Here is a 19,274-nt window from a genome sequence, read left to right on the forward strand (position 1 = left end):
CGGGCTTTTCGGACGGGGCCCCCAAGGGTGTCAAGCCGCCTGCTTGTCCCACGTCCGCAATTCCCTCCATGCATTGCGCGTTTGGCCCGGCGGACGCATCTTTTCCTCCGCACGCGCCGCGTCATGCCTGCCTGCAAGCCTGCTGCCCAGCCAGCCCATGGGGCGATGTGCGCAGGAATGGGAGTCAGACCCCCTGGCATTGTTGAAGGCCAGAGCAGCCGGTCCCTGAAGCGGCCGCTGCCCCCTTGGCAGGGCCTGTCCTGGAACCAAGCTTACGGCATGACCGCTTTGCTCCCGGCAGGGCGGAGGGAGGGCGAGGGCACTACATGGCAGAGGGCTTTCCACAGGCCGGCGCCGTCCCCGGAGAGCCCCTCCCGGGCAGGCGCCTGGGCAATCGCTTCGAGCTGCTGCGGCGATTGAAGACGGGCCGGGGTGTGTCCACCTGGCTGGGCAATGATCACCGGACCGGCGAGCAGGTTGTCATCAAGATGACATCCCGGGCCTCGCTCGTCTCCACCGCCCGGGTGCGGCTGGAGCACGAGTCCGCCGTGCTGAGCGAGCTGCACAGCCCCTTTCTCCCCCCCGTGCTGCACCTGGGCTCCTCCGGAGACCTCATCTACCGGGTGACGCCCTACCTTCCCGGCGAGACGCTCCAGGAGCGGCTGGAGCATGGCAGCCTCACGCCCGCGGAGGTGCTCACGCTGGGCCAGTGTCTGCTCGCGGGGCTCGCCGAGGCGCACCGCCACGGGGTGATTCACCGGGACGTGAAGCCCTCCAACATCATCGTCGAGGGCAGCCCCCTGGACCGCGCCACGCTGGTGGACTTTGGCCTGGCGCGCAGCGAGCGGTTGGACCCGTCGCTGAGGGACTTGCCCGTGGGCACCGCGCGCTACCTCTCGCCGGAGCAGGCCGGGCTGCTCAACCGCTCGGTGGAGACCACCTCGGACTTGTACTCCGTGGGCATCGTCCTCTTCGAGGCGCTCTCGGGCCGCCCGGCGTTCGACGGCACGTCCGTGGGCGATGTGCTGCGCCAGCACCTGGGCGCGCGCCCCAAGCTGCGCAGCGGCGGGGTGGAGGTGCCGCGCGCGCTGGAGGAGCTGGTGGGGCGGCTGCTCCAGACGGACCCCTCGGACCGCTACCAGTCCGCCGAGTCCGCGCTGGCGGACCTGCGCGCGCTGGATGAGGCGCTCTCGCAGGGCGAGGCGGAGCCCGAGCTCGTCACCGGCGTCCACGACCAGCGCCGCAGCCTCACCGAGCCCTCCTTCGTGGGCCGCCACGAGGAGCTGGCGGTGCTGGAGCGCGAGCTGGAGCGCACGCGCGCGGAGCCCGGGCGGCTGGTCATCGTCGAGGCCGAGTCCGGCGGCGGCAAGAGCTGGCTGCTGGAGGAGTTCGCCGCGCGCGCCGTGAACCACCGGGCCTGGGTCCTCCAGGGCCAGGCGGTGGACCAGTCCGCCATGCACCCCTTCCAGCTCTTCTCGGGGGTGGCGGCGGGCATCGCCGCGGCGGCCCAGGAGCGCCCCGCGCTGGTGAGCGCCCTGCGCCAGCGGCTCGCGGGCCAGGAGGCCGCGCTGCGCACCGCCCTGCCCCAGCTCGAGCCCATCCTGGGCCCCCAAGTCCAACAGAACCTGGGCCCGGATTCGTTCGGCGAGAGCCGCGGCATCCGCGCCCTCACCTCGCTGCTGGGCGCGCTGGGCACCGCGGACGAGCCCGCGCTCGTGCTGCTCGACGATGCGCAGTGGGCCGATGAGCTGACCCTGCGCGCGCTCGACAACTGGCAGCAGTCGCTCCCGCAGAACCGCAGCCACATCCTGCTCGTGGTGTCCTTCCGGAGCGAGGAGGTGGACGCGGGCCACGTGCTGCGGCGGCTCAAACCCAGTGCCCACCTGCGCCTGGCCACCTTCGGCGCCGCCGAGGTGACGCACATGGCGGAGTCCATGGCGGGGGCCCTGCCGCCGGAGGCCACCGAGCTGGTGGCCCGGCTGTCCGAGGGCAACCCGTTCATGGCCTCCGCGGTGCTCCACGGGCTGGTGGAGGACGGCGCGCTCGTGGCGGGCCCCGAGGGCTGGCAGGTGAACCCGGACGCCATGGCGCACGTGCGCTCCTCGCGCCAGGCCGCCGCGTTCCTGGTGCGCCGGCTGAAGCTCCTGCCGGAGGAGTCCCTGCGCCTGCTGTCGGTGGGCGCGGTGCTGGGCAAGAGCTTCGGCCTGGACCGGCTGGAGGCGCTGTCGGGCTCGGCGCGCGAGCCCATCATCGCCGCGCTGGACGAGCCCCGGCGCCGGCACATGCTCTGGGAGGAGAACCGGGGCAGGTACACCTTCGTCCACGACAAGCTGCGCGAGGCGCTGCTGGGGCTGCTGGGCCCCGAGGAGCGCCAGGCGCTGCACCGGCTGACGGCGCGCACCATCGCCGCCAGCGAGCAGGCCGACCCGTTCGAGCTGGCCTACCACTTCGACGCCGCGGGCGAGAGCGCCCTGGCCCTGCCCCACGCACTGGTGGCCGCCGAGCGCGCCCGGCAGCAGTTCGCCCTGGAGGCCGCGGAGATCAACTACCGCATCGCCGAGCGCGGCGCGGAGGGCGCCGGCGCGGACACCCGCTACCGCATCGCCTCCGGGCTGGGCGACGTGATGATGTTGCGCGGCCGGTATGACGCCGCCCAGCAGCAGCTGGAGCGGGCCCAGCAGCTGGCCGGCGAGCCCGTGGAGCAGGCCCGCATGTGGTCCAAGCTGGGCGAGCTCGCCTTCAAGCGGGGCATCACCGACGAGGGCAACGCGGCCCTGGAGAAGGGCCTGCGGCTGCTGGGGCGGTGGGTGCCCGAGAGCGAGGCCATGCTGGGCCTGGGCGCGGCGTGGGAGCTGGGCGTCCAGGCGGGACACACCCTGGTGCCCGGGCTGTGGCTGGCCCGCCGCCCGCTGGAGGACACCGCCAGCGCCAAGGACCTGCTCGCCGTCCACATCTACAGCCGCATGGCCTACGGCTACTGGTACCAGCGCGGACGCATGGCGGTGCTCTGGGCGCACCTGCGCGGGCTGAACATCGCCGAGCGCTACCCGCCCACGCCCGAGCTGGCCCAGGCCTACTCCGAGCACTCGCCCGTGGCCACGGTGCTGCCCTGGTTCCGCCGCGCCATCGCCTACGTGGACAAGTCCCTGCGCATGCGCCAGCAGATGGGCGATGTGTGGGGCCAGGGCCAGTCCCTGCACTTCTACGGCCTGGCCTTCTACTGCTCCGGCCGCTTCGAGGAGTGCATCGAGCGGTGCAGCGAGGCCATCCGCCTGCTGGAGCGCACCGGGGACCGGTGGGAGGTGAACAACGCCCACTTCCAGGTGGCCATGGCGCTCTACCGGCTGGGCCGGATGAAGGAGGCGCTCAGCTCCGCCCAGCAGCTGCACCGGGCGGCCCAGTCCATCGGGGACCGGTACGCGGTGCGGCTCGCCCTGGAGGCCTGGAGCAAGGCCTCGGGGGGCCGCATCCCGCGCGGCGTGCTGGAGGAGGAGCTGCTCAACCCCAGCGCGGACCCTCAGTCGCGCGCGGGCACCCTCATGGCCGAGGCCCTGCGCCAGCTCCACGAGGGCGACCCGGAGGGCGCGGTGATGACCCTGGAGCAGGCCAGCCGGGTCGTCGAGAACGCCCACCTGCGCTCGGAGTACGTGGCCCCCGTGCCGGGGCTGCTGGCCACCGCGCTGCGAAAGCACGTGGAGAGCCTCTCCGCCTTCGCCCCCCAGCGGCGCGCCTCGCTGCTGCGCTACGCCGGGCGCGTGGCCCGGCACGCCCACACGCTCGCGCGCACCTACCGCAACAACCTGCCCCACGCCCTGCGCGAGCGCGCCCTGCTCGCGGCCATGGCCGGCCAGCCCCAGCGCGCCCGGAAGTGGTTCGAGCAGAGCCTGGAGGTGGCCCGGGAGCTGAAGATGCGCCACGAGCGCGCGCAGACGCTGCTGGCGCGGGGCCAGGTGGGCAAGGCCCTGGGCTGGCCGAGCGCCACCGAGGACCTCAAGCTCGCCACGCGTGAGCTCCAGGAGATGGAGCAGGGGCTCACGGAGGAGGCGCTCACCCCGGGCGCCGCCCCCGAGCGTCCGGAGACGCTGTCGCTCGTGGACCGCTTCCCGCGCGTGCTGGAGGCGGGCCGGCGCATCGCCTCCGCGCTCACGCGCGAGGCGGTGTTCGAGGCGGTGCGCCAGTCCATGCTGGAGCTGCTGCGCGCCGAGCATTGCGTGGTGTTGGACCCTACCGCCGTGCTGCCCGAGGACGTGCGGCTCACCGCGGGCGTGAGCCGCACCGCCATTGCCCGGGCCCTGGAGACGGGCCGCCCCGCCGTCCTCGACCAGGGGCTGCCGGGCGGCGTGAGCGAGAGCATGGAGCTCCTGGGCGTGCGCTCGCTCATCTGCGCCCCCTTGCAGATTCGCGGCAAGACGGTGGCGTGCGTGTGCGCCAGCCACCGGCGGGTGGGCGAGCTGTTCGGCGAGGACGAGGAGCGGCTCACGGGCTTCATCACCACGCTGGCCAGCGTGGCGCTGGAGAACGCGGAGGGCTTCGAGCGCATGGCGGCCCTCTCGGAGGAGCGGGGCCGGCTCTACCTTGAGGAGCAGGAGGCCGTGCGGCGCCGGGATGACTTCCTGTCCATCGCCGCCCACGAGCTGAAGACGCCGCTCACCTCGCTCCAGCTCCACCTCCAGGGGATGATGATTCAGCTGCGCCAGGGCACCGCGCAGATGTCCCCGGAGCGGCTGGGCACCAAGCTGGAGTCGGCCAACCTGCAGACCCAGCGCATGGGCCGGCTCGTGAACGAGCTGCTCGACATCTCGCGCGTGGCCCAGGGGCAGCTGCTCGGCAAGGTCGAGGACGTGGACCTGGTCTCCCTGGTGCGCGGGGTGCTGGAGCGCTCGCGCGAGGCGCTGGCCCGCGCGGAGTGCCCCGTGGAGCTGCGCGCCGTGGACCGGCTGGTGGGCCACTGGGACGCGATGCGGCTGGAGCAGGTGGTGGGCAACCTGCTCACCAACGCCATGAAGTACGGGGCGGGCAAGCCCATCGAGGTGGTGCTCGAGGAGCACGAGGGCCAGGCGGTGCTCAAGGTCCGGGACGAGGGCATCGGCATCGCCCCCGAGGACGCGCACCGCATCTTCGAGCGCTTCGAGCGCGCCGTCTCGGTGCGCCACTACGGCGGGTTCGGCATTGGCCTGTGGCTGGTGCGGGAAATCGTCCAGGCGCTCGGCGGGCGCGTGGAGGTGCGGAGCGTCCCCGGTGAGGGCGCCACCTTCACCGTGACGCTCCCCCGGCGCCCCCCGGAGCTCAGCGCCGGTCCAGCGTCAGGTAAATGACGTTCTGCTCGCTGTCGCGGAACATGTTCGTGGCGGCGATCTCGTTGGGATCAATGTCCAGGGTGAGGGCCTGCATCTGGTCCTCATCGCGGTAGATGAGCCACCAGTCCATGAAGGCCTCCAGGTAGCCGGCCTCGGGGCAGGTGGCGAAGTTGGCCACCATCAGGCGCCCGCCCGGGTTGAGCATGTTGAAGAGGATCTGCGTGAGGCGCCGGGCCGTGTTGTCCGACAGGTAATCATACAGGCCTGCCGAGTAGGCGAGGTCCAGGTGGCCGAACACCGTGCGCCCCGTCAGCAGCGCGCGCACCGAGCCGCAGACGGGCCGGATGGCGTTGTTGGGGTGCTGGCGCGTCACCTCCGTCAGGCTCATCGGATCCTGATCGAAGGCGATGAAGTCCCCGATGTGGTGCTCCTTCACTGCGTGTGACAGCTCGGACTCCCGCAGGTGTCCGCAGGCCACCGAGAGGAGGCGGGGCATGTGCGTGCGCGTGGCCGCCGCGTCGATCTCCCGCGCCAGCAACACGCGCCGCTCCCGGACGCTCCGGGGGCTCGGCTGCTGGTACATGAAGCGGTAGATGTGGCCGCCCGGCTGCATGTGCCCTTCGGCCCCCACGCACTCCGCGTAGAGGTAGTCGATCAACGCCGCGTCGCCCGCATAGCCTCGCGGGCGCTCATAGCCGTGGCGGGTGAAGGGACATTGGTGCAGCAGCTCGCGCAGGGGGTGAATCCGCGCGTGCTCCAGGCAAAAGTGGCGCCAGTCCTTCCGGCTCCATTGGCGGCGCAGGAGGAAGAGCCCTCGATGCAACGTCTGCATCGCCACATGCACATCGCCACCGTGGGTGAGCTGCCGGTGGATGCCATCCAGCCATGAGGTGGCCTGGTGGAACACATCCGCCAGCGGGTGTCCGTCGTAGGGGGGCGCGATCAAGGTGTTGCGCTCCACCGCGCGGACGGCATCGGACGTCTTCACGAAAAGAAGGGAGGGGTCATGCATCAACAGGCACAACCCCAGGACCCAGGTGTAGGCATTCCGCAAGAAAGGCGGCAGGAGAGTGCGCGCTCCCTGGGCAACCGGTGGACTCGCACCGGTTGCATCTTCACGGCTGCCATGCTTCCACCAGGGGGCCTTTCCGGGGAGGCCGCACCGTGGCGCGCGCCTTCGCGGAAATGTCCGCCAGGAAACGGTGGAGCACCTGGTTCACCTGCTCCGGCTGTTCCAGGTTCGACATGTGGCCCACGTGGGGCAGCCGCACGAGCCGCGAGCCGGCGATGCGGGCGTGCAGCGACTCGGCGCGCTCGGGCGTCGTCACCACGTCGTCCTCCCCCACGAGGATGAGCGTGGGGGTGCGGATGCGCTCCAGCTCGCTGGTGACGGCGCGCCGGGTAATCACCCCCTGCATCGCCCGCCACACGTCCCGGGGGTTGCTCGCCAGCTGACGGCGCAGCGCCTCGCGCTCGGCGGCCCGGGCCGGGTCCTTCAGGAAGTCCTGTCCGAAGTAGATGGACATGATGCGGTCCACCACGGGCCGCAGCCCCATCCAGTGCGTGGCCGCCGTCAGCAGCCAGTAGCGCGACAGGTTCCAGAGCGTCTCGGCATCCGCGGACGTGTCCATCAGGATGAGCGAGCGCAGCAGCTCCGGGTGGCGCGCGGCGACGCGCAGCCCCACGAAGCCCCCCATGGACAGCCCCACGAAGTGGCACGGCCCCACGCCCAGCGCCTGGATGAGCGCCACCGCGTCCTCGTAGACCGTCCTCAGCTCGATGCCCTTGCCGGGCGGCGCCAGGCTGCGCCCCTGGCCCCGGTGGTCATAGGCAATGCAGCGGTAGCGGTCCTTCAGGGAAGCAATCTGCTGGGCATAGAGCTTCGAGTCCCAGAGCAACCCGTGGCTGAAGACGATGGGCTCGCCGGGTCCTCCCGAGTCCTCGTAGTAGAGCTGAGCACCGCGAATGGGCAGATAGGGCATGGTCGTCGAGGGCAGAGGGTCAAGCAGCAAGCGGAACGTCACAGCCGGGGCGGATGCTTCCCTGGCCTCCCGTGCTGCCCCACCGCCTTGACAGTCAGGTCCCCGGTGGCCCGTCCCACCGCAGGCAGACCAGGCGAGTACCGGCGCGGGTCAGCGTCCGGGGGACAGGGAGGGGCGGCACTCCTCCTCGGGAGGCAGTTCGATGGGCTCCAGGTGGCGTCCCCCGAGAACGCCGTGGCGCCGCAAGGTCCGCTCGATGTCCTCGGCCATCGCCAGCACGGGCACGACGGTGAGGCCGGTGACGAAGGACGCTTCGTCAAGCAGCTGAAGGTTCTCGGGCTGGTGCGTCGCCAGATACACCGAGCCCCGGGCCCCCACCTGCTCGAAGCGCAGGGGCACCACCCGCAGCCGGGCGAGCACGTCGGCCCGCAGCTTGCGCACGGTGGCCGCGGGCACCTTGTCGATCTGCTCCGGACGGATGAACGCCACCTTCAGGTGGCCGGCCAGCAAGCGCAGAAACGGCTCGCGCGGCATCATGTTCAGCTCCAGGACCGCCTGGCCGAACTTGCACTTCCAGCGGGCTTGATAGGCGAGCGCGGTCTCCACCTGCCCGGGCGTCAACGCCCCGTGGTGAACCAGCCACTCTCCCAGCCTCATCCTTCCCACGCTGTCCTCCTGCTCACGGCCTCATCGGCCTGGGAGGAGGTATTGCGTCTGGCGTGCCACACGCCCGGTCCAGACATCTCATGGGGTTGCGGCGCACCCTCCCCCGGCGGGGAGAAGGATTTTCCAGATCGGGGCTGCCGAAATTACCGGGCGGCTCACGCCCTCAGCAGGTTGACCGCCGGGGGGCACTCCCAGTACGTGTACTCACAGGTGGCAGTGCCGGTGTCGCACGGCACCTGGATGAAGGTGATCACCTGGCAGGGGTGCTTGAGGGCCCGGGGCACCTCGGGCTGGGGCAGGGCAGGGGAAGGCGCCCCCGCGCCGCGGTGCTCCCGGCCGGCCTCCGGCACACCCGCCTCCGGTGGCGCGCGTCCCAGCAGGAGGCCCAGCACCAGGACGGACAGCTTCGCTCGCATGAAATCCCCCCGTACCGGCCGGGTCTGACATTTTCGGGCCAGAGAGTGAATTGCCCGCCAGAGCAGGGCTAGGATGCGCCGCCAACACGGCCACCCGTCCCCACCGTGCCCCGGAGCCGTCACCGCATGCCCTTCCAGATTCACGTCCACCAGCCCGAGCGCATCCTCGAAGTCATCTACCCGCCCCAACCCACCCAGCAGGACGTGGACGAGTACCTGTCGCGCGTGCGGGAGATCATCGAGGGGCTCGGCGAGTGGAGCGCGCTGGTGGATCAATCCCAGCTCCGGGTCATGTCCGCCGCGATGGTGGCGGTGATGGCGAAGCTCAACGCGTTCGCCCAGCTCAAGGGCATGAAGCGCTCGGCGCGCATCGTGTCCACCGCGGCCTCGGGCCTCCAGGCCTGGAGGATGACGAAGCAGGCCATGCTCAACATTCCGGCGCGCACCTTCGAGTCGCGCGATGAAGCGTTGGCCTGGCTAAAGAATCCAGACGACGAGTAACCCCTCCGTCCGGTTCCTGGCGTCTCATCCGGGAACTTCGAGACGTCTGGCGGGGGATGGGGAGACAAGAAAAGGGACTTTATGCATGGTGAAGTCCCCGCCCGTCACCGGGCAGGTCATCCCTCGTTGCTGGAGATATCCCCCCATGAAGAAGCAATGGCTCCGCGCCTCCGGGCGCACGCAGGTGCTGGGTGTCCTCCTGTGGACCGTCCTGGCGCCGGGCTGTGGTGAGGAGCCGCTGGAGGGCCCTGCCCTGGGAACGGCGCAGGCCCCCGTCGTCTACGGCACCGATGACCGGATGGACGTCTACGCGCACCCGGACGCCACCCTGCGCGCGCGGGCCCAGCAGGCCACCGTGGCCCTGATGCACCCGGAGGATCTCGACACCAGCACCCCCGGCAACGTCGCCTTCACCGCCAAGTCGCTGCGCGCCACCTACAACCTGTGCCCCACCGAGCGGTTCCTGGAGGATCCGGCGGCCGCCTTCTGCTCGGGCACGCTCATCGATGATGATCTCGTGCTCACCGCGGGCCACTGCGTCACCAGCGCCGCGGCCTGCGCCAGCACGCGCCTCGTCTTCAAGTTCTACCGGACCAGCGGCACCGCGCTGGAGCGGGTGACCTCCGAGGACATCTTCAGCTGCCAGTCCATCGTCACGCGCCAGCAGTCCACGGCCAATGGCGTGAACCTGGACTTCGCCATCCTCCGGCTGGACCGCCCAGCCACGCCCCGCTTCATGCCCGCGCCGGTGCGCACGGCCCGCCAGGCGCTCGCCGTGGGCCAGCCGGTGACGGTCATCGGCTCGGGCAGTGGGATTCCGTTCAAGATCGACTCGGGCGGCACGGTGCGCGACGCACGGGCGGGGACGCGGGACTACTTCGTCGCCACCACGGACACCTTCGGCGGCAACTCGGGCTCGGGCGTGTACGAGATGAGCGGCTACAGCGTGGCGGGCATCCTGGTGCGGGGCGAGACGGACTACGTCTCCAACGGCTCCTGCAAGGCCGTGAACGTGTGCGCGCTGACCGGCTGCCGGGGCGAGGACATCACCTACGTGGGCCCCGCGCTCGATGCGCTGTGCGCCGGCGCGGGCAGCCTGAGGCTGTGCGGCAGCCCGCCGCAGCCCCCACCCCCGCCCCCGGCCAACAGCTTCAGCTTCAGCGCCAGCAACACCAACGGCGCCCAGCAGAACACCACCAACAAGGTGCTGGCCCTCACCGCGGGGCAGACGCTCACCGTGGGCACCTGTGGCCTGACGGGGGCCACGGCCGACGGGGACACCTACCTGCGCATGCTCTCGCCGGGCGGGGCCCTGGTGGCCGCCAATGACGATGCCTGCGGCGGCGCCTCCTCCAGCTTCACCTACACCGTGCTCACCAGCGGCAACCATGAGATCCGCGCGGGCTGCTACTCCAGCGGCAGCTGCTCGGGCACCGTGGTGTGGCAGCTGGCCGGCGGGCCGTCCGAGGGCGGCACCTATGGCTTCAACGCCAGCAACACCCAGAGCGCCCGGCAGAACACGGTGAACCAGAACGTGACGGTCCGCGCGGGCCAGAAAATCACCCTGGGCACCTGCGGGCTGGCGGGCAGCGCGGCCAACGGCGACACCTACGTGCGCCTCGCCGGTGTGGGCGGCACGGAGGTGGCCGCCAGCGACGATGCCTGCGGCGGCAAGGGCTCGAACCTGAGCTACACCGCGCCCACGGCCGGCACGCTGCAGATCCGCGCGGGCTGCTACAACAGCACCTCGTGCGGTGGCACCGTGGCCTGGACCCTCCAGTAAGCGCCCCTGCACCTCTGGCCGGCAAGCGGCGACTCCTGGACACTTCGCCCGGCCTTGTTCGCCGCCGGGCAGCCGCTGGCGGAAAACACACCTAGTTTCATGTTTCCCCACAGGAGGGGGGAGCAGTGCGCGAGGAAGCACCCGAAGCCATCCACCCCAAGAGCCGAGTCCTGCCGGGCCTGAGCGCGGCCCTGGTCTTCCTCTTGGGTGGCACCGTGCTTCTGGGATGGCTCGTGGGCGGGAACGGGCTCAACCGCCTGTTCCCAAGCCTGCCCGCGATGGTCCCCGCGACCGCCTCCAGCCTCCTCCTGGCCGCGGGAATCCTGGGGAGTTTCCGGCTGGCTCCTGGCGGGCGCACGCCCCGCCGGTGGGCCACCGTCCTGCTCCTGGGGGTGAACGCCGTGGAGCTGGCCAGCCATACCCGGCTGGTACCCTGGCCGGACGCGGGGCTCTGGAGCCTTCAGACGTCCCCGCAGAGCGCCGTCACCCTCCTGCTGATTGGCAGCGGGCTGCTGTGCGCGAACGCTCAGGGCCGCGCCAATGCCTGGGCCCCCGGCTTCGCGCTGGGCGCCTTCATTCCGTGTCTCATCGCCCTGACGGGCTACGTCTTTCAGGAGCCGCGCCTCTACGGCACCCAGGGCCCGCTGGGCATGGCCCCGCATACCCTGGGGTCCCTGCTCCTGCTGGGCCTGGGGGCCCTGGCGCTTCAACCGCACCGGGCCCCCGTGAGCCTCCTCACCTCACCGGCGGCGGGGGGCGTGATGGCACGCCGGATGGTGCCCGCCCTGCTGCTTCCGCTGGTGAGCGGCGCCCTGTTCTGGTGGGCGGCCCAGGCCGGGCGCATCCACCTCCGCCTGGCCCCGCCCCTGTTCATCGTGACGATGGTGGTGGCGCTCGCCGCCATCATCTGGCGCAACGCCCTGACCCTCAACCGCCTCCACGAGGAGCAGGTCCGCGCCGAGCAGCAGGCCCGGGCGGATGCCGAGCGGCAGCGGCTCCTGGCCTCGGACAACGAGCGCCTCTACGAGGCGGCCCAGCAGGCCGCGGCCGGGCGCGAGGAGGTGCTGGCCATCGTCTCGCACGATCTCAAGAACCCCCTGTCCACCATCCGTTTGAGCACCACGATGATGACCTCCCGGATGGCCCAGCACCCGGAGCTGAAGCGGCTGGACCGGCAGGTGGGGGCCATCGACCGGGCCGTGGCGCAGATGCTCACCCTCATCCACCAACTGCTGGACGCGGCCCGGCTCGATGGGGGCCAGGCGCTCACCATCGAGCGCCACCCGGAGCCGGTGGATGCCCTCGTGGAGGAGGCGCTCGCCCTCATCGAGTCCCAGGCCCTGCGCAAGTCGCTCCGGCTGGAGAAGCGGCTCGCCACGGGGCTCACCGTGCCGTGCGACCGGGACCGCATCCAGCAGGTGCTGGCCAACCTCCTGGGCAACGCGGTGAAGTTCACCCCCGAGGGAGGCACGCTCACCCTTGAGACCCGGACCCAGGAGGACACCGTCCTCGTCACGGTGCGGGACACCGGCCCCGGCATCCCCCGGGAGGCCCAGCCGCACCTCTTCGAGCGGCACTGGCAGGCCGAGAAGACCGCCCGCCAGGGCAGCGGCTTGGGGCTCTACATCGCCCGGGGCATCATCCAGGCCCACGGCGGACGCATCTGGGTGGAGAGTGCGCCCGGCCAGGGCAGCGCCTTCACCTTCTGCCTGCCTACACGGCTGCCGCAAGAGGACTCAGGCGAAGCTTGAAAGCCCGGGGGCCGGCGTCTAAAGCGGAGGTCCATGAGCACTGCCCGCTTCCCTAACCCCTCCGCGCCCATCAGCCTCCAGGAGCCCATCCAGGTCCTGCTGCTGGAGAACATCCACGCTTCGGCCGAGAAGCTGCTGGCGGCCGAGGGGTTCGTGGTGGAGCGCCTGGCCGGCGCGCTCAAGCCCCAGGAGCTGGCCGAGCGGCTGCGGGGCGTCCACCTGCTGGGCATCCGCAGCAAGACGACCGTGCCCGAGGAGGCGCTCGCCCACGCTGGGGGCCTGCTGGCCATCGGGGCCTTCTGCATCGGCACCAACCAGATCGACCTGCCGGCCAGCAACCGGCACGGCATTCCGTGCTTCAACGCCCCGTTCAGCAACACGCGCAGCGTGGCGGAGATGGTCATCGCGGAGATCATCGTCCTCACCCGCCAGCTCTTCGACCGCAGCCGTGAGGTGCACACCGGGCAGTGGCGCAAGGTGGCCACCGGCAGCCACGAGGTGCGCGGCAAGACGCTGGGCATCATCGGCTACGGCCACATCGGCTCGCAGCTCGGCGTGCTGGCCGAGTCGCTGGGCATGCGCGTCATCTATTACGACACCATGACGAAGCTGCCGCTGGGCAACTCGCGCGCCGCGGCCTCGCTCGGGGAGCTGCTCGCCGAGTCGGACTTCGTCACCCTGCACGTGCCCGCCACGCACTCCACCCACATGATGATGGGCACCGCGGAGTTCGCGCAGATGAAGAAGGGCGCCTGCCTCATCAACGCGAGCCGGGGCACGGTGGTGGACATCGGCGCGCTGGCGCAGGCGCTGCGCTCCAAGCACCTGGGCGGCGCCGCGGTGGACGTGTACCCCGAGGAGCCGGAGACCAACAGCGACGGCTTCCTCACCGAGCTGCAGAACCTGCCCAACGTGGTGCTCACCCCGCACATCGGCGGCTCCACGGAGGAGGCCCAGGAGTCCATCGGCCGCGAGGTGGCCACCTCCCTCATCAAGTTCGTGCGCTCCGGGGCCACCACCGGCGCGGTGAACTTCCCGCAGGTGGAGGCGCCCCTCATCCCCGGCACGCACCGCATCCTCAACGTGCACCGCAACATCCCTGGCGTGCTGCGCGACATCAACCGCATCGTCTCGGACCTGAACGCCAACATCCACGCGCAGGTGCTGAGCACGGACGCCAACATCGGCTACCTGGTGATGGACCTGGACCAGGACGTGTCCGCCCCGGTCTGCGACGCCATCGCCGGCCTCACCTCGGACATCAAGACGCGCATCGTGTCCTGAGCCCCCTGGGCTTCAGCCCCGGGACAGCTTCGCCAGGGCCTCCTCGGCGAGCACCCGCGTCAGCTCCCCCGCGGGCAGCTCCCGCGCCAGCCGCGCCGCCTGCCCCGACCACAGGGGCATGAAGTCGGATGAGCCCTGGGGCTCGGTCTGGTTGCGCAGCGGGGTGAGCGGCCCGCCCGCGAGCGGAAAGCCCGGGGCGTGGGGAGACAGCGGGCCCAGCTCGCGCATCAGCCGGTTGACGATGCCGCGCGCGGGCCGGCCCGTGAAGACGTTGGTGACGGCGGTGCCATCGTCCGGCGCCGTCTTCAACGCCTGGCGGTGGGCGGGGGCCACCTTGGCCTCAGGGCAGAAGAGGTAGGCGGTGCCGATCTGCACCGCGGCGGCGCCGAGCGCGAACGCCGCGACGATGCCGCGGGCATCCGCGACGCCGCCGGCGGCGATGACCGGGACCTTCACCGCATCCACCACCTGGGGCACCAGGGCGAAGGTCCCCACCTGGGTGGCCATGTCGTCCGTGAGGAAGCTGCCGCGATGGCCTCCCGCCTCCCACCCCATGGCGATGATCGCGTCACACCCGCGCGCCTCCAGCCACCGGGCCTCGGCCACCGTGGTCGCCGAGGCGATGACCTTGGCGCCCGCCGCCTTCACCCGGCCGAGCAGCGCCTGCTCCGGAAGCCCGAAGTGGAAGCTGACCACCTGGGGCCGGTACGCCTCGACGAGCCCGCAGAAGTCGCTGTCGAACGGCCTGCGGTTGGACGCGGGCACGGGGGCCTCGGGGTCCAGGCCCTGCTCGACGTAATAAGGCGCCAGCCGCGCCCGCCAGGCCAGTGCGCGCACGGCATCCGCGGGCGGCGGGGCGTGGCAGAAGAAGTTGAGGTTGATGGGCCGGGAGGTACCCTGGCGGATGACGTCCAGCGCCTCGCGGGCCTCGGCCAGGCTCAGCATGGCGCACGGCAGCGCGCCCAGGCCCCCGGCCTCACTGACGGCCACCACCATCTGTGGCGTCACCACGCCCGCCATGGGCGCCTGGAGGATGGGCAGCGGGATGCCGAAGAGTTCCTGGATGCGTGTGTCGGGCCACGTCTTCATGGGTCAGTCTCCTCGGACGCCATCCTCTCCGGCGCCGCTCAGGGCTGCACGGACTTCCACTCCGCATCGCTCGCGGTGTGCATCTGCTGGAGCCAGTCCAGCAGGCCCACCTCCTGGGAGCGCTGCGCCGCGGGCTGGGTCAACAGGGTGTGGCCCTCCCCCGGGGTGAGGAAGGTGCGGGTGCGCGGCAACGGGGCAATCACCGTGGTGGCGAGGTCCCTCAGCGCGGTCTCGAAGACTTCCGGCGTCAGCTGGAAGTAGCCGCGGATGGTCTCGTCCCGCAGCGAGGACAGGAGCGCCATGCGGTCCTCGGGGTACTTGCGCGCGAGCACCGGGTAGAGCGCCGAGAAGTCCTCCTTCACCGCGGGGTCGATGGCTTCGAGCGCCGCATCGGACTTCCAGGCTTGGGCCCAAGCGGACCGGAGCGCCGGGGACAGGGCGTCGTTCTTGAGCAGCGGACCGGCGTCATCCACCAGGAAGACCTTGGCGCGGGGGAAGGCCTGGCGGATGAGCGTGTAGTTGAGCGCCGCGCCGAAGCCTCCCGCGCTTGAGCCCGTCACCAGCACCTGCTCGGGCTCGGGCACCGTGGCGGCGATGCGCGCGAGGAATGCTTTCGTGTTCGCCAGGCCCCGGTGGCGAATCGTCCTCGTCACGGCGCCTGACGTGTACACCTGGTCCGCGTCCCCGATGTGCAGGTCTCCCGTGCAGTACGGAATGAAGAACAGGTTCCAGTCCTGGTACGGGTTGCGGGCAAGCGTCCGGTCCAGGATGGAGCCCTTGAAGGAGGCCCCCTTCACGATGTTGAAGACAAACTCGGTGAAGGGCCCATGCAGGGAGCTGTTCGTCTCCAGGCACGTGGTGGCATCCCAGCACGCGCCGCCCCCGCTGAAGTAGATGACCAGGTTCTTGCTGTCCGCGGAGAGGTTGCTGCCCAGCCCGGTGGGGGTTCCCTCGTCACAGGTGGACTCAGGCACCGCCGTCCAGCCCCAGGTGCTGGGCGCCGTGTCGATGGGCTCCTCTTGTTTCTCGTCCCCACAGCCCACGGCCAGCGCCGCCACCACGGCGAGTCCCCACCTCCAGCTCCTTGCCTCACGTTGGCTGCGCATGGTCCCGTCCTCGATCCGGAAAAGGGCCATGATAGGCATGCGCCACGGGGCGCGGGTCCGCCCCGGTCCCCGAGCGTCCAGAGGCACACAGGGCCCCTTGAGCTAGAGTTCCGGGTCCATGAAGGCTTCCTCCGGACGCTCCCGCCCCCGGCCCTTTCCCCATTACATGCCGATCCTGCTCGGCACTGCGGTCCTCTTCACGGGCGTCCACTGGTTCAACTGGACCGCCCAGGAGGCACGGGTAGTCCTGCTTGCGGACGGGCTGCTGCTCTTGGCGGCCCTCGCCGATATCTGGCACTGGAGACAGCGGCAGCGTCTCTTTCAACAGCATCCGGAGGAACCGTGGCGCTGGGAGACCTCCTGGAAGCTGCTGCTGCGCCCCCGGGTGAGCTGGGGAGATTATGTGGGCCCGCTCCTCGCCGTCCTCTTCCTCGTGCTCGTGACCACCGCCGTCCTGGAGTCCCTGTACCGGATCCTGGGCCTCGCCTTCATGCTGCTCGCCCTGCTGGGTCTGCTCGCCTTGGCGGGCCACCAGTGGGTGCGCCATGAGCCTTCCCTGTTGAAGCAGATGCGCCGGGAGCTGCGTCCGGGCCAGCCGAGCCTGCGCCTGGACTCGATTCCGCTGGCGCTCGGCACCCCGTGTCAGGTGCACGTGGTGTCACGGCCGGGGCTGCCCCCCGTGGACACGGTGACGGTCCGGCTGACGCGCACCCGGGAGCGGCGAGAGACGGTCCGGACCGGGGGCAAATCGAAGATCAAGGTTCACCGCACCCTGGAATATGAGCACTCGCAGCAGGTGGACGCGAAAGCCCTGCGCGAGCGCAGGGACCTCGGCCTCCTGCTGGAACTGCCCAAGGCGCGGGTGAAGAGCGCCACGGTGTGGCACGGCGACGACCGCTGCTTCTGGGACCTGGAGGTCTCCTTCGACGGGAGCGGCATGCGCCCGCGCTACCGGCTCCCCGTCTATTCCACCCAAGTTGAGAAGCCGGTCACGAAACGTCCACAACGGGCCGCTGCCGCCTCCCGGTAAGCTCCCGGAAGTTCCGGAGCCTCTCACAGGAGGCATTCCTGGAGTCCCACCTGAAGAGAGGGGCTGACGCGGCGTGACCCCATGGGTAGGATGTGGGAAGGCCCGCTGATTGCCTTCCTGGAGGTTCCCCTGGATACGCTGTCCCCCGAGGCGCTCCCGGACGGGACCCGGCTGGGCCCCTGGCAGGTGGAAGGCCGCGCGGGGTACGGCACCTATGGCGCGGTCTACCGGGTGCGCCGGACGCGGCGGATCCTTCCTCAGCTCGTGGCCCTCAAGCTGGCGCGATACCCGAATGACCTGCGGTTCGAGCGAGAGGCGGAGCTGCTCACCCGGATCCGGCACCCCAGCGTCCCGCGCCTGCTGGGACGGGGCACTTGGAAGGCGAGCCCCCACGGTGACACGCATCCCTATGTGGTGATGCAGTGGGTGGAGGGCCTCCGGCTGTATGACTGGGCGGAGGAACAGCCGTTCACGTCGCGCCAAGTCCTGCGGCTGCTGGCACAGGTGGCACGAGCGCTGGAGGCCACCCATGCCCGCCAGGGGCTCCACCGGGACGTGAAGGGCGACAACATCCTGGTGAGTCCCGAGGGGAAGGCCTTCCTCATGGACTTCGGATGCGGCACTTGGACAGGGGCTCCGCCCCTCACCGAAGGGCTGCTAGCCCCCGGCACAAAGCCCTACCGCAGCCCCGACGCCTTGCGCTTCCAGTGGGAGCACCGCCGCGAGGCCCACTCCCATTACCGCGCCACGCCCGCGGATGACGTGTACGCGCTGGGGGTGACGGCCTACCGCTTGTGCACGGGAATTTATCCGCCCCCGGCGACGGACCCATCGCTGGTGGGCGATGATGCGCGGGACACCCTGGAGGTGATGAAGCCTCCAGGCCAGCTCAAGCCGCTGGCGCCCTCGTTGGAATCGCTCATCCTCCGCATGCTTTCCGAGAACCCCCAGGACCGAGGCAACGCTGGTGAGTTGGCCGCAGCCATGGAGGCAGCTGCGGCGGCCACTGGGCCAGAAGCCGATAAGCCGCTGCGTCCGAGCGGTTCGCGCATGTCCTCGCAAGTCAGGAAGCCCCCCGGCTCTGAGCCTCGTGGAGGATGCCTTGGGCCCATGGTGATGATGCCCTTGGCAGCCTGGCTCATCATCCTGATCTTGGGGCACTTGAACTTGGCGGCACTCATGGTGGCCCCCCTCTCCGGTAGGGAAGATGGTGGGACCGCTGGCGTGGCCGACGCATCCGTGGAAGATGTTTCGGTGTCCAGCGGGGCTCAAGAACCCGAGCCGAATGGACTGGCTCTTGAGATGCCCAAAGCGCCCTTGCCGGGCCAACGCCGTCCGCCGTGCCCTCGCTTCCAGCTCAACATCCAAGGGGGTTGCTGGCTCGAAGTCACCCAGGCCTCCCCCCCCTGCGGCGAGCACTATTACGACTGGAAAGGCGCTTGTTACTACCCGGTCGCGGCGCCTCCGAGACCCAGCACTTCAAACAAACCTTAGCTTTTCCCGGCCACCCTCTCGTTCAAGATAGCCGCGAGGAGCAACCTCCTTTAAACCTCCTCGAAGCTTAGACCTGTGAATTCTCTTTGTTCTAAAGCATTCTTGATCTCTACCGAGACAACAAGAACTCCCTCCCAGCCAGCTGGGCGAAACACCTTGGCGTCACCCGCTCTGACAGGATCGATTCGCATGTTGCGCACAGATTTGTACTGCCCGAGCTTGTGAGGCACACCGTCTTCATGAGTCCACAGCCTTATCTGTGAGACTCTCTCATCGATACATGGGATGAGCCGTGTGGCCACAAGAACGAGGTACTGATCAGGATAGCCTTCAATCTGCGAGGGAATGAGTTGCACATCATGGAGTGCTAGTTCCTGAAAGATTGATGCCACGCGGACGTCAACAACAGGGATCCCCAGGTTTGTCTCGGAGAAATCCAAGGGCCGTCCTGCTTGCTCGATCGGAATTCTCAAGGGCCCCTTGATGCTCACTGGAATCCCACTCTTGAAGGACCAATCGTCCAGCTGGCGATTTTGGCTATCGACAGGATCATCCAAGCGCCAACGGTGCGGGATATCCACTGCGTCGCAAAGCGAGAAGAATCGTGAAGCCACGCCCATCCCCTACTGGAACCGGCCACTGGTGACGAAAATGGTGGCACGCCGGAGTTCAAGGCGATGAGTCCCATTGCCAGGACCCCCACCGTGGCGTTGGAGCCCGGCGTCTTCCTCGCCGAGTCCAACGCCATCCTCTGGTACTTCGCCGAGGGCACGCCGCTCATCCCCTCGGACCGGCTGGAACGAGCGCGGATGGCGGTCCGAGGCCTACAGCTTCACGCAGTAGGTCTGGTTCTGACCGGACTGGCCGGAAGAGGT

14 protein-coding genes are annotated in these 19,274 nt (G+C 70.0%); 7 read left to right on the forward strand and 7 right to left on the reverse strand.

Features of this window, described 5'->3' with window-relative positions; genetic code table 11:
- Positions 1-326 precede the first annotated feature (326 nt).
- Positions 327-5,315, forward strand: coding sequence for a protein kinase domain-containing protein (locus tag KY661_RS11065; protein WP_225410175.1), 4,989 nt, complete (start codon positions 327-329; stop codon positions 5,313-5,315).
- Here KY661_RS11065 and KY661_RS11070 read toward each other — a convergent pair.
- The 4 genes from KY661_RS11070 to KY661_RS11085 all read right to left on the reverse strand — a co-directional run bounded on the left by KY661_RS11070 (position 5,287) and on the right by KY661_RS11085 (position 8,361).
- On the reverse strand, positions 5,287-6,285 hold the full coding sequence (locus tag KY661_RS11070; protein WP_225410176.1) for a class I SAM-dependent methyltransferase: 999 nt from the start codon (positions 6,283-6,285) through the stop codon (positions 5,287-5,289). The genes KY661_RS11065 and KY661_RS11070 overlap by 29 nt on opposite strands.
- 127 nt (positions 6,286-6,412) lie before the next feature.
- A complete protein-coding gene (locus KY661_RS11075; RefSeq protein ID WP_225410434.1) occupies positions 6,413-7,279 on the reverse strand; it encodes an alpha/beta fold hydrolase in 867 nt (288 codons plus the stop codon).
- Positions 7,280-7,429: 150 nt separating this feature from the next.
- On the reverse strand, positions 7,430-7,936 hold the full coding sequence (locus KY661_RS11080) for a GspE/PulE/PilB domain-containing protein (RefSeq protein ID WP_225410177.1): 507 nt from the start codon (positions 7,934-7,936) through the stop codon (positions 7,430-7,432).
- 164 nt (positions 7,937-8,100) lie between these two features.
- Positions 8,101-8,361 carry a hypothetical protein gene (locus tag KY661_RS11085; protein ID WP_225410178.1) on the reverse strand — a complete coding sequence of 87 codons (261 nt, stop codon included), beginning with the start codon at positions 8,359-8,361 and terminating at the stop codon, positions 8,101-8,103.
- Positions 8,362-8,487: 126 nt separating this feature from the next.
- Here KY661_RS11085 and KY661_RS11090 point away from each other — a divergent pair, with 126 nt between their 5' ends.
- From KY661_RS11090 to serA, 4 genes are all read left to right on the forward strand, one after another.
- Positions 8,488-8,862: a SpoIIAA family protein gene (locus KY661_RS11090; RefSeq protein ID WP_075009541.1), complete on the forward strand. Its 375-nt coding sequence runs from the start codon at positions 8,488-8,490 to the stop codon at positions 8,860-8,862.
- Between the two features lie 145 nt (positions 8,863-9,007).
- Complete coding sequence (locus KY661_RS11095) at positions 9,008-10,645, forward strand: trypsin-like serine peptidase (protein WP_225410179.1); 1,638 nt, start codon at positions 9,008-9,010, stop codon at positions 10,643-10,645.
- Positions 10,646-10,770: 125 nt separating this feature from the next.
- Entirely contained in the window at positions 10,771-12,396 is a 1,626-nt protein-coding gene (locus KY661_RS37545; RefSeq protein WP_225410180.1) for an ATP-binding protein, read from the forward strand.
- A 33-nt stretch (positions 12,397-12,429) separates the two neighbouring features.
- Complete coding sequence (gene serA, locus KY661_RS11105; protein WP_225410181.1) at positions 12,430-13,680, forward strand: phosphoglycerate dehydrogenase; 1,251 nt, start codon at positions 12,430-12,432, stop codon at positions 13,678-13,680.
- A gap of 12 nt (positions 13,681-13,692) precedes the next feature.
- On the opposite strand, the gene KY661_RS11110 is transcribed toward serA, so the two are convergent.
- The gene (locus KY661_RS11110) at positions 13,693-14,769 is read right to left on the reverse strand and encodes an NAD(P)H-dependent flavin oxidoreductase (RefSeq protein ID WP_225410182.1); all 1,077 of its coding nucleotides are present in this window, start codon (positions 14,767-14,769) and stop codon (positions 13,693-13,695) included.
- A 38-nt stretch (positions 14,770-14,807) separates the two neighbouring features.
- A complete protein-coding gene (locus KY661_RS11115; protein ID WP_225410183.1) occupies positions 14,808-15,875 on the reverse strand; it encodes a pectinacetylesterase family protein in 1,068 nt (355 codons plus the stop codon).
- 118 nt (positions 15,876-15,993) lie between these two features.
- On the opposite strand from KY661_RS11115, the gene KY661_RS11120 reads away from it, so the two are divergent.
- Together KY661_RS11120 and KY661_RS11125 are read left to right on the forward strand one after the other, a co-directional pair.
- The gene (locus tag KY661_RS11120) at positions 15,994-16,905 is read left to right on the forward strand and encodes a hypothetical protein (protein ID WP_225410184.1); all 912 of its coding nucleotides are present in this window, start codon (positions 15,994-15,996) and stop codon (positions 16,903-16,905) included.
- Between the two features lie 129 nt (positions 16,906-17,034).
- Positions 17,035-18,399, forward strand: coding sequence for a serine/threonine-protein kinase (locus KY661_RS11125; RefSeq protein ID WP_225410435.1), 1,365 nt, complete (start codon positions 17,035-17,037; stop codon positions 18,397-18,399).
- Positions 18,400-18,449: 50 nt separating this feature from the next.
- Here the strand turns inward: KY661_RS11125 and KY661_RS11130 are convergent, their stop codons facing one another.
- Positions 18,450-19,013 (reverse strand): imm11 family protein, encoded by a 564-nt coding sequence (locus tag KY661_RS11130; RefSeq protein ID WP_225410185.1) that lies wholly within the window; start codon positions 19,011-19,013, stop codon positions 18,450-18,452.
- Positions 19,014-19,274: the final 261 nt, after the last annotated feature.

It is taken from the genome of Allostigmatella hybrida, assembly GCF_020103775.1.
Lineage (GTDB): Bacteria > Myxococcota > Myxococcia > Myxococcales > Myxococcaceae > Hyalangium > Hyalangium aurantiaca.

Coding starts and splice junctions, on each gene's coding strand:
- serA (WP_225410181.1), top strand. CDS start 12,430: ATGAGCACTGCCCGCTTCCCTAACCCCTCCGCGCCCATCAGCCTCCAG.
- KY661_RS11120 (WP_225410184.1), top strand. CDS start 15,994: ATGAAGGCTTCCTCCGGACGCTCCCGCCCCCGGCCCTTTCCCCATTAC.
- KY661_RS11085 (WP_225410178.1), bottom strand. CDS start 8,361: ATGCGAGCGAAGCTGTCCGTCCTGGTGCTGGGCCTCCTGCTGGGACGC.
- KY661_RS11095 (WP_225410179.1), top strand. CDS start 9,008: ATGAAGAAGCAATGGCTCCGCGCCTCCGGGCGCACGCAGGTGCTGGGT.
- KY661_RS11115 (WP_225410183.1), bottom strand. CDS start 15,875: ATGCGCAGCCAACGTGAGGCAAGGAGCTGGAGGTGGGGACTCGCCGTG.
- KY661_RS11090 (WP_075009541.1), top strand. CDS start 8,488: ATGCCCTTCCAGATTCACGTCCACCAGCCCGAGCGCATCCTCGAAGTC.
- KY661_RS11080 (WP_225410177.1), bottom strand. CDS start 7,936: ATGAGGCTGGGAGAGTGGCTGGTTCACCACGGGGCGTTGACGCCCGGG.
- KY661_RS11110 (WP_225410182.1), bottom strand. CDS start 14,769: ATGAAGACGTGGCCCGACACACGCATCCAGGAACTCTTCGGCATCCCG.
- KY661_RS11075 (WP_225410434.1), bottom strand. CDS start 7,279: ATGCCCTATCTGCCCATTCGCGGTGCTCAGCTCTACTACGAGGACTCG.
- KY661_RS11065 (WP_225410175.1), top strand. CDS start 327: ATGGCAGAGGGCTTTCCACAGGCCGGCGCCGTCCCCGGAGAGCCCCTC.